Genomic DNA, 8,114 nt, shown 5'->3' on the forward strand with positions numbered 1-8,114 from the left:
TGAACTCCATCGAATCTCGCAAATCCGAAGGAATCATAACCTGTTGAAATCACCCACCTCTTTTTGAGGCAGCCTCTGACACCTTAAGCAAGGTCTCGGATGCGCGGCTTCTCCGCGACACAGGTCTTGTAATGATGAAGGTGAAAGCGCTTCGCGGTATGCGGAATCGCTTAGATGCAGCCAAGCTACTCTACGGCATTCAGGACAAGCCCGATGAGTACGGCGAATACTCGACTTATCAGGCATCAGTGGCGCTCCGCGAGGGAAGGTTCGAGGATGCTATCAGGCATGTTGAGGCTGCCAAACGAGCGCCTCGGTCCAACAAAGCTATTCTAAGCGTCCTAGAATGTGCATGCGAATTGGAGAAAGGGGACCTATCATCTTTGACGGCAACGTGCGCTCTAGCTCGCGCGATGAACCGAGAGGCTGATGCCTTCCAACTTCAAGCGCGCGCCGCACTGGTATCAAAAGATTGGCGTTCATGTGAGGAGTACATCCAGAAAGTTAACCGTAAAGATTGGTTCGATCTGAACGTGGAGTACCGTGCGACTGAATTGAAACTGCAAGACCCTGAAATCCTTCGTGACCCCGTAGTCAAAAAGGCTGCTCTTGCAAAGCAAGAGGACTTGTTGAGGCAACTCGCTGGAGCAGTAGAAGGATCGAGCTTCGCATAGCCAAGACGAAGGTGAAAAAATCGCAGGGGGCTGATCTTCTAAGCTTCATCGAGGAATACAAGCCGCCACCTGAGCAAATGCGCTGCGAAAATAAGCTAATGGAAAATGTAAATTTCATCACCAAGTCGCTTGTATTCCAGATAAAACAGAGAACCTTGGCATGTTTTATTGTTATGCGACTGAATTAAGTACCTTTTTTGTAATATAACTTGCTTGTGCAAAACACAATTCATTCCGCGCGCTCTCGACAGCTGAAATTGGTGGAAAGCAGTCGTACCGATGCTCAGCACCTATAGCTTGTTAAATTGGCCAGCGAGAGCCGGGGCTAGGCAACATTCTTTGCTGATCCTATAAAGCGGAATAATTTTGGATCTTTAACCGTGTGGGCGGGCAATGATTTTTGAGGTTACTGCGGACCAAATTGAACGGTTAAACGAAAATCAAGTTGTAGACTTGCTTCGCCGCCTTATCAGTGCGGAGCTGAACAAATATTCTATTGCGTTGCGATCCGGTACTGCCCCTGCGCAGATAACCATCCCAGACGGCGGTGAGGATGCGCGTGTCTCATGGTCTGGCGGCCAAAATGAAACCGATTGGCTGCCAAGCCGATTTACAGTTTTTCAAAGTAAGAAAGGAACAACTTCTCCCGCAGGGCTGAAGGCCGAGACCCACACCAAATCCACACAAGGCACGAATTCTCCAGAATTGAGTGAGGCTCTTGAGGAAGCCATTTCACAGAGCGGTGCGTATGTCGTCGTTACACCCACGCCGGTTGTCGGCACAAACGTCGATCGCCGCATAAAAGCTATTCAGGAGGGGATCACCGATACGGGCAACGATCCATCCCTGCTGTCCTCGATCCAAGTTTACGATTGCAATAGACTTGCTGCATGGACGAATACGCATCCGTCAGTAGCGCTATGGCTCAATGCCTTGTTGCGAGATGTCCATCTTGGCGGCTTTCAAACCTTCGAGGATTGGGGGCGTGCTCCTGAGATTTCCGAAATCGTATTTCAGCAAAATGACGATACACGGTTTGTAGCGAAGGGATCGGAAATCCAAACTTGGCAAAACGAGGATGCTTCGATTTCACGGGCGAAATCCTTTGATGAAATCCGGAAGGTCATATCCACCTTTCTGGCGGCACGGGGAAATGCCGTTCGCGTAATCGGACCGTCAGGGTTTGGAAAAACGCGTCTCGTCCACCAGCTCATCGCAGACCAAGGCGCGTCGCCTCAGGATGTCTTAAGCGAGAGTCAGATTATCTATTGTTTCTACGAGGATGTTAAGGATCGTCTTTTGAATATAGCGCGCGAAATTGCCGACACCGGATCTCGTGCGCTACTGATTGTTGATGATTGCCCAGACTCCGCACACACGCGGTTGAGTGAAACTGTCCATCGGGACGGTTCACGCTGCCATCTCATAACGATAGGCGTGGAGACCAAGGTGCAGGGCATGCGCCGCAATCTGATCGTTGAACTCAATGCCGCGTCAAACGAGTTGATCGACCATATTGCCGAGGCGACGAACAAACAGGTGAGTGAAAAGAATGCTTCGCTCATCCGCGACTTGTCGCAAGGTTTCCCGAGGATGGCGGTTTTCGCATCCCGTGCATTGGAAGGTGGAGACGAAGAGCTAAGCTCTGTCGAGACCCTGATTTCACGGATCGTTTGGGGCGAACATGCAATAGACCCGTCAGCCTTTGAAAGCGTGCAACTTTTGAGCCTTTTCACAGTCGTTGGAATGGAAAACGATGCCGAGAAAGAACTTGAAGAAATAGCGAATTATTGCGGCAAGACCGCACGACAAATGTTCAACGAATTGCGGCGTTTTACTGAGCGAGGGGTTCTATTTCGTCAGGGGGATTATGGCGAGGTGCAGCCGCTTCCTCTTGCTATGCGCCTGTCAAATCAATGGCTCGATAGCAACCCTGCGGGGACGTTGGAGAACCTATTTCGCTCTCTCAGTGAAGAGATGAAGCTGAGAATGGTTGGACGCCTGCGTTGGGTGTCGTGGTCAGACAAGGTTTCAAATTTCGGTCGCGCTCTGCTTTCTGAGGCGTTGCCGGACGAAGCAGCATTGAACAGCGAATTCGGATCAAAGCTTCTCGACCGCTCTGTTCACCTCGCGCCCGATGCAACAATGGAACATTTGGACAGACTGCTGTCGGGCAAATCAATCGATGATCTCGTAGCCTTTGAAACAGGCAGACGAAACACCATTTGGGCATTGGAGAAGCTGGTTTTTCGCCGTCAGACCTTTGACGCGGCAGCCAGATTGCTGATGAAGCTTGGTGCCGCGGAAAACGAAAATTGGGCGAACAATGCATCTGGTCAGTTCACCGGCTTGTACCAGCTTTATCTCTCAGGAACGGAAGCTACGCCGGAGGAAAAGCTGCTTGTTCTGGATGACGGCTTGGCCAATGCCGATGAACGGTTGCGCCAGGTCTGCGTTGGTGCGCTTAATCGCATGCTCGAAAATGGGCATTTTTCCAGGTCCGGCGGCTCGGAACATATCGGAGCCGGCGAAGCTTTGCAGGATTGGCGGCCCGAAACATACGGTGAAGTTTTCGATTATTATCGAGCGGCATTATCTCGCCTTGAGCAAATTGCCCTTAATATCAACGATCCGAACCAGCAGACGGCGCTAAACACTATCGGTTCGCATTTGAGGAGCCTGTTCTCCAATGTCAATTTGCTTGATGAAATTCAAGCGATGATAGCGCGGTTGTGCAAAGCCTACCCCGCGTGGCACAAAGCAGCGCTTGGGGTTAATGAATGGCTGTATTTTGATCGAAGCGGTGCGGATGAGCCGTACCAGCGACGGCTTCGTGAATACTACGACGAGCTTCTCCCGACCGATCCGCTAGAGCAAATTCACTTTTACAGCAGCGGTTGGGCGACAGATATTAATGATCCGGATGTCAGTTATGACCGCGAGGGTGATAATGATCATCGATACGGCCAAAACAAGATATACGAGCTTGTCGATGCAGCGCCGAATGAAGCCGCATATTTCTTTCCGTTCCTAGATACGCTCTTGGAAAAAAGCACGAATTCTGGATGGATTGCTGTGGTTCGCATTGCGCGGCATGTCAATGACCCCGAACGTCTGTTGCGACATCTTGTGCAAAACATAACCGCCGACCGCGAAATTGGGGTTATTTCAAATCTTGCGTGCAATGTCATTTCCGGTGCGGCCCAAGCCGACAGAAACAAAGCCCTCGAATGCCTGAAACTCGTACTTGATGTTCATAGTTTAAGCGGGTCATCAGTCGAATTTCTTGCTTCGGTCGGGCTGGATGACGCGCTCATGCGACGCGCAATCGAGTTTGTGCAAAATGGTACGGTTGAACCGCATCAGGTTTCTGTGATTGCCTTCAACGATATTCTGCAAACCGTGGATTACGGTTTGATTGAGCTGCTGGTGAGCACATTGCTGACCAAACGCGCGCACGGAGCATGGGCCGCCGTCGATTTCCTAGTGCACGTTTTGTATCGTTCTGATCCCAATGAAGGGAGACTGCTTCAAAGTCTTAAAGCGGTTGTGACCAACCGCGCCTTATTCGATAAACCACGATACTCAAACATGGACTGGTATCATTGGTGCGAATTGGTCGAAAAGGTCCTTAATGGCGGCCATGTAGATGATGCCTTTAATGTAGAATTAGTGGACTTCATCATCAGCGTGACGTCCGTCGAGGAGTACAATGTTCAACTCTCGTTCGACGATTACGCCCAAAAGATACTTCGGCGCATAATATCCAGCTCAGCACGTTTGGTTTGGGAGAAATACCACGAAGCTCTAGCATCCCTAGACGGGCGGGCCCTATATCGACTGCCAAGTTTGTTCGAGGCAGGCGTGGGAGAGCCCTCGGCTCCTGGCGTGTTCAACGATATTCCGGCTGAAATTTACGTGCCGTGGATGCTTGATAATAAAGAGAAGCGAATGCCGTTTATTCTGGATTGGATTCAGCTCTTTGATGGCACAAAAAATGCGCGCAATTGGAATTCGGCATTTGTGTCATTTATCGATGCTCATGTGGACCATGCGGAAAGACTAAATGCTCTGCGCTCCAGGCTAACCATCGGCATGTGGTGGGGTTCCTATGCCAACAAGTTAGAAGCGGAACGCGATTTATTGCTGCAACTGCGGGAGATTTCAAGAAATCCAAATGTCCATCGATGGATTGATAAAACGATATCGCAAATGGAGCAGAATATCACCGATGAACGCAGGCGCGATGCTAATCGGGAAGCTTCATATCGGGCGTGAGTGGGCTTGGGTTGGCTTACGGATTTTACAACTCCCGCTGGTTGGTTGCCGCAATGAGCAAGTCACCTATTACGAAATTGGAAACAGCGATTTGCCCGATAACAGTTTTCAATACATCAGTAAGGGGCAATACAACGTTTTGATTTCTGCGGAAGGCCAATTTCAATTATAAAGTTTATTTAGAGAGCTGCTACAGCGGTAAGATGACAATAGCGTGAGAACACCTGGGGGGATAATGGCAAGTCGATATGACCGACTCGGAGAATACCTAAAGTCTCAGGTGGAAAATACCGTGCGGATAAGCCTTCAAGAAATCGAAGGGATAGTCGGGAAACTTCCAAAGGAAGCGTGGACGCCTCAATTCTGGGCAAATGCACAAGCCCATCAGAAATCAAGGCGTAGCCAATGGCTGGGAAATGGTCGAAACGCCTTTTTCGAGCCCAATGCCGAGGTAGTTCGATTTGTCCGACAAGATATTGAAGATACGCGCCACACAGACTTTTATTTTACCCAATTCCGCACGTCTTCAATGTTAGACGTCGGCACCGTTTATACACGTGAACAACTAAGGGATTTGTTCGGAATAAAAGATTCCACACTTAACAACGGCGTCTTCCGACCAAAAGGCACGGAGTCAATATGGCTCTTTATTACGGAACATAAGACGGCTGATCGTACCCAATACCGAGACCGTCTGGACGGTGATATCCTGTATTGGCAGGGGCAGAACTTGGGGAGAACCGACAACCTCATAGTCGAGCATGCCGATCGGAATTTGGAGCTCCTCGTCTTCTTCCGCACCCGAAAATACGAGTTTCCTGGAGCTGGTTTCAGATATTTTGGACCTTTCGCGCACGTCAGTCATCAGGGACCGCTGCCAACTAGCTTCATTCTCAAGAAAATCTCCGCGAAGGACTCCGTAATTTCGCCCGAACAGGCTGACCTTGAACCGTTTGATCCGGACACAATAGAAGACGCACGGGAACGATTTCGCCAGGATATTGCGAGACGACGCGGGCAGCAAGCGTTCCGAGATGCGCTTTTGTCTGCTTATGGTGGAAGATGCGCCATTAGCGATTGCGCGGTCAAAGACGTGCTTGAAGCCGCTCACATCACCCCTTATAAAGGCACTGCAACTAATGCGATTGCCAATGGTCTACTACTACGATCCGACCTTCACACCCTATTCGACTGCGGCTTGATTGCCGTCAATGTCGAAACGATGCAGATAGTCACCTCAAATCAGTTGGCTGGTAGCAGTTATGCGAATTTTGACGGACAGCAGTTGCGAGTACCCACAGACGTGGTGAATGCACCGAGCATGAAAGCTTTGAAGCAGCACCGGGACCAGTCAAGAATTTCACACCGGCCTTGAGCAAGATAGTCAATGCGGCCTGAGCAACATGATGGGGAACGCGTCGACTGAATTTGAGCAAACATTCATACCCCTTGTGCCCGTATGCCTCGCGAACGCCCATACCCCAGTCTTTCGTGGCCGCGCAGCCACGCGGGTGCGCGACCCTAGGGAAGGCGCCGACCACAAATGGTGAACAAATCCAAAAGAATCAGCACTTTACACTACACATGATATGAGGCATAAAAGCCCCGTAACTGATGATGTGTGCTAGCGCGCAGTGAAAACTGCCTCATGACGCCGTGTTTCAGACGTAGCGACAGATAGGCAAGCTAGAACGCGGCTCCTTAACGTCGAAAAGCTCTGCAGAACGCTGCCGGTTGCATTTCAACCCCGAACACAACGGGGCAGAGATGCATCTGGCCAATATCGGCCTATCCTCGCGTCTCTGCTCCTCCTTTGAGGAACAGAATATGCAAGAGCTTTATAAGCTTCCGAGCAGCCACTGCACTACCGGTGCGAAGCCCGAAAAACTGCTCAATTTCAAAGACGCGGCAAATGCCATCGGCGCCAAAGAATGGCAGATTCGTCGCGCGGTAAAATCGGGCAGCATTCCTGTCTACCGGCCCTTCAATTCGCGGGGCCTCGTCAAGCTCTCCGAAGTCGTCGCCTATATCGACACCTGCCGTCAGGGAGGGGCCGAATGATGCGCAAGCCTTACCCCTCGCCGAATTTCGATGACCCCGTAGAATATCTGACGCCGCCGCTCCGTGGCCAGGTTGCGTCGAGCGAGAATGCATCTAATCCGGCCACGCTGAGCGTATCGCTCACCACGACGATCGTCATCTCTCTTGAGAAACCGGAGCCAGGGTTTGGCAAGCGGAACTCGGATGGTCGCGATGACTGATCCGTCGAAAGTGTTCAGAAATCACGCGCTGTCCTACCGCAACCAAGGCTTTTGGCCGAGGCCCATCAAGCCCGGCACGAAAGCATGCCACTTTCAGAAATGGGAAATCTCGGACCCCGAGCGCAAGCTCGGGGAACTTGATGGCTGGCTCGAAACGTATGGCCACTGGGGTATCGGCCTTCTGCTGGGTTCGTCGTTTCCCGACGGTACGCGGCTTGCGGCGGTTGATATCGATCGGGACGACTATGTTCGCGCTGGGCAGGCTTTGCTCCGCAACCCGCCCTCTGGACGATTCGGCGCTAAGGGCATCGCCTACTTCGTACGGCTGAAGGGTGACGGAAAATACCGCCCGTTCAAAACCAAAGGCGACAATGGATTCAAGGTCGGCGAGTTCCTTGCCGACAAGCGGCTGCTCGTCCTCCCGCCGACCATCCATCCCAATACCCATAAACCCTACCGCTGGGTGGGCCGGCCGCTCCTTGAGGTCGACTACCGCGAACTCCCGATCATTGAGGCGTGACATGCAAGACAATAGAACCGTCGTACCCACCGCAATGATGGAAGCAGTGTTCAATTCCAACCACGCGGCCGGGCTCATCCCCGGCCGCGATACGCATCTGCCGGCCTTCCATTTCGTCGGTGAGATCGTGCCGCACACCCAGGAAGTGGCATGGATCCTGGATATCGTCGGCGGCTTCCTTCCGCCGGACTACAAAGGCAATACGCTCGAAGAAATCCCGAGGATGGTCGCGGATAGTATCAAGAACGGCTATGTGACGCCGACGTCTGGCAATAAACAGCCCTCCGCTGCTGAGACAGGGCTAATACGCCGCCTCGCTGACTTCGACTCTTTAGCCTTCCCAAAGTGGGGTGAATCTGAATCTCTGGTGCAAACCGGAGG

At 51.6% G+C, this 8,114-nt stretch carries 7 protein-coding genes; all 7 read left to right on the forward strand.

From position 1 onward, the window contains the following. Positions 1-131 precede the first annotated feature (131 nt). A complete protein-coding gene (locus AKG11_RS32365; protein WP_156334209.1) occupies positions 132-674 on the forward strand; it encodes a hypothetical protein in 543 nt (180 codons plus the stop codon). A 393-nt stretch (positions 675-1,067) separates the two neighbouring features. Further along, the gene (locus tag AKG11_RS32370) at positions 1,068-4,952 is read left to right on the forward strand and encodes a hypothetical protein (RefSeq protein WP_156334210.1); all 3,885 of its coding nucleotides are present in this window, start codon (positions 1,068-1,070) and stop codon (positions 4,950-4,952) included. 280 nt (positions 4,953-5,232) lie between these two features. Further along, positions 5,233-6,327: an HNH endonuclease gene (locus AKG11_RS34135; RefSeq protein WP_197284063.1), complete on the forward strand. Its 1,095-nt coding sequence runs from the start codon at positions 5,233-5,235 to the stop codon at positions 6,325-6,327. A 452-nt stretch (positions 6,328-6,779) separates the two neighbouring features. Next, the gene (locus AKG11_RS32380; RefSeq protein WP_156334211.1) at positions 6,780-7,013 is read left to right on the forward strand and encodes a hypothetical protein; all 234 of its coding nucleotides are present in this window, start codon (positions 6,780-6,782) and stop codon (positions 7,011-7,013) included. Next, entirely contained in the window at positions 7,010-7,213 is a 204-nt protein-coding gene (locus AKG11_RS32385; protein WP_050746982.1) for a hypothetical protein, read from the forward strand. The genes AKG11_RS32380 and AKG11_RS32385 overlap by 4 nt, the downstream gene beginning before the upstream one ends. After that, a complete protein-coding gene (locus AKG11_RS32390; RefSeq protein WP_050746983.1) occupies positions 7,197-7,733 on the forward strand; it encodes a bifunctional DNA primase/polymerase in 537 nt (178 codons plus the stop codon). Before AKG11_RS32385 ends, AKG11_RS32390 begins: the two co-directional genes overlap by 17 nt. A 1-nt stretch (position 7,734) precedes the next feature. Further along, positions 7,735-8,114: hypothetical protein (locus AKG11_RS32395; protein ID WP_156334212.1), on the forward strand; the 380-nt coding region annotated here is incomplete at its 3' end.

The sequence above is a fragment of the Shinella sp. SUS2 genome (assembly GCF_001262505.1).
Classification (GTDB): Bacteria; Pseudomonadota; Alphaproteobacteria; order Rhizobiales; family Rhizobiaceae; genus Shinella.

Bases quoted from the DNA above. Each gene is read 5' to 3' on its own strand.
- AKG11_RS32365 (WP_156334209.1), top strand. From the start codon at position 132: ATGATGAAGGTGAAAGCGCTTCGCGGTATGCGGAATCGCTTAGATGCA.
- AKG11_RS32370 (WP_156334210.1), top strand. From the start codon at position 1,068: ATGATTTTTGAGGTTACTGCGGACCAAATTGAACGGTTAAACGAAAAT.
- AKG11_RS32380 (WP_156334211.1), top strand. From the start codon at position 6,780: ATGCAAGAGCTTTATAAGCTTCCGAGCAGCCACTGCACTACCGGTGCG.
- AKG11_RS32385 (WP_050746982.1), top strand. From the start codon at position 7,010: ATGATGCGCAAGCCTTACCCCTCGCCGAATTTCGATGACCCCGTAGAA.
- AKG11_RS32390 (WP_050746983.1), top strand. From the start codon at position 7,197: ATGGTCGCGATGACTGATCCGTCGAAAGTGTTCAGAAATCACGCGCTG.